Origin of the sequence: uncultured Jatrophihabitans sp. (assembly GCF_964246335.1) — a bacterium.
Classification (GTDB): domain Bacteria; phylum Actinomycetota; class Actinomycetes; order Mycobacteriales; family Jatrophihabitantaceae; genus Jatrophihabitans.
In genome coordinates, this window is sequence record NZ_CAXTQF010000096.1 from 6,333 (window position 1) to 7,973 (window position 1,641).

Consider the following 1,641-nt stretch of genomic DNA (forward strand, 5'->3'; position numbering starts at 1 on the left):
AGATCGTCGATCAGCGGCATGGGATAGCTCGGCGGGTATCGGTGGTAGGGGGCCGCCCCCGCCCCGACGGATTGGGCGCGGTGGCGGCGCAGGTGCACGTGTTCGTCGAGCGGCACGTCAGTACTCGTCCTCTCTGGGGATGCGCCACGACTCCTCGGGCGGCGGCGGCGAGCGCATCGGGTCGTCGTCGGTGAGCGGCTTGGCATCGCCCGGCAGCGAGGTGCGGACCGCCCGCGGGAAGGCGGCGCCGGCCGCCGCGCGTCGGACATCGCCGACCGGCAGCACGGCCCCGGCGGCGAACACTACGTTGGCGTAGCGACGACCCTTGAGCAGCGCCGGGTCGGTGACGAGCAGCGTCGCGCCGAACTGCGTGCGCAGCGTGGCGAGCACGCGGCGGGTGTAGGTCAGCGGGTGGCCGTCGGCGACGTTGGCGAGGAACACGCCGCCCGCGCCCAGCACCCTCGCGACATCGGCCAGGAACTCCTGGGTGGTCAGCTCGGCGGGCACCCGACCGCCGGCGAACGCGTCCAGGACCACGACGTCGGCACTGGCGTCGGCCAAGGCGGCCACACCGCTGCGCCCGTCCGTAGCGCGTACGCGGATGCGTGCCGAGCGCGGGAACGGCAGCCGCGCCCGCACGAGCGCCGTCAACGCGGCGTCCGGCTCGAGCACGATCTGCGGTGAGCCCGGCCGGGTGACGGCGACGTAGCGGGCGACCGTCCCGGCCCCACCACCGATGTGGGTGACCCGCAGCCGGCCCGCCGGCAACGCGTCCAGCAGCTGCGCGAGCACCTGCACGTACTCGAAGTCGAGATACGTCGGGTCGTCGAGATCCACGTAGGACTGCCGGATCCGGTCGATCAGCAGCAACCAGCCGCCGGGCCGATCCGCGTCGGCGAGGATCTCGACCTCACCCGCGCTCTGCGCGGACGCGCCGGGTGCCGCCGCGAATTCGGTCACGATTGCCACAGTACGGAGGCGTCGACGCGCCTTCGAGACGCCACCGGACGGCTCCGCGGCGCCCTCGCGGCCCGCCGCACCGCCGCGCTAAGCGCTTTGCCGGGTGGTCCGCCCGTAGAATCGCCCGGTGCAGACGACGGCCGCCGATCCACTGGTCGGCCGCTCGTTGGAGGGGCGTTACCGCATTCTCGAGCGCATCGCGCGCGGTGGGATGTCGACGGTGTACGCCGCCGTCGACGAGCGGCTCGATCGGCTCGTCGCCGTCAAGGTGATGTCCGCGGCGCTGTCCTCGGATCCCGCGTTCACCGACCGCTTCTCCCGCGAGGCGCGCGCCGCCGCGCGGCTGACACACCTGAACGCGGTGTCTGTCTATGACCAGGGACACGAGGCCGGCCCCGACGGGCACCACGTCTTCCTCGTCATGGAACTCGTCGAGGGCCGCACCCTGCGTGAGCTGCTGCGCGAGCGCGGCCGGCTCAGCACCGCCGAAGCGGTATCGATCATGGAGCCGGTGCTGAGCGCGTTGTCCGCGGCGCACCGCGCGGGACTGGTACACCGCGACGTCAAGCCGGAGAACATCCTGCTCTCCGACGAGGGCGTGGTGAAGGTCGCCGACTTCGGCCTTGCCCGCGCGGTGGAAAGCGACGCCTCCGCCACCCGGACGGGCCTGATGATGGGCAC

At 72.8% G+C, this 1,641-nt stretch carries 2 protein-coding genes; one reads left to right on the plus strand and one right to left on the minus strand.

Annotation, left to right across the window (positions count from 1 at the left end):
- Positions 1-117: 117 nt before the first annotated feature.
- Positions 118-960, minus strand: a complete 843-nt coding sequence (locus ACFFCN_RS17800; protein WP_375493834.1) for a spermidine synthase — start codon at positions 958-960, stop codon at positions 118-120.
- Between the two features lie 127 nt (positions 961-1,087).
- Between ACFFCN_RS17800 and ACFFCN_RS17805 the strand changes: the two genes are divergently transcribed.
- Positions 1,088-1,641, plus strand: a 554-nt coding sequence (locus tag ACFFCN_RS17805; protein WP_375493836.1) for a protein kinase, incomplete at its 3' end; no start/stop codon positions are given.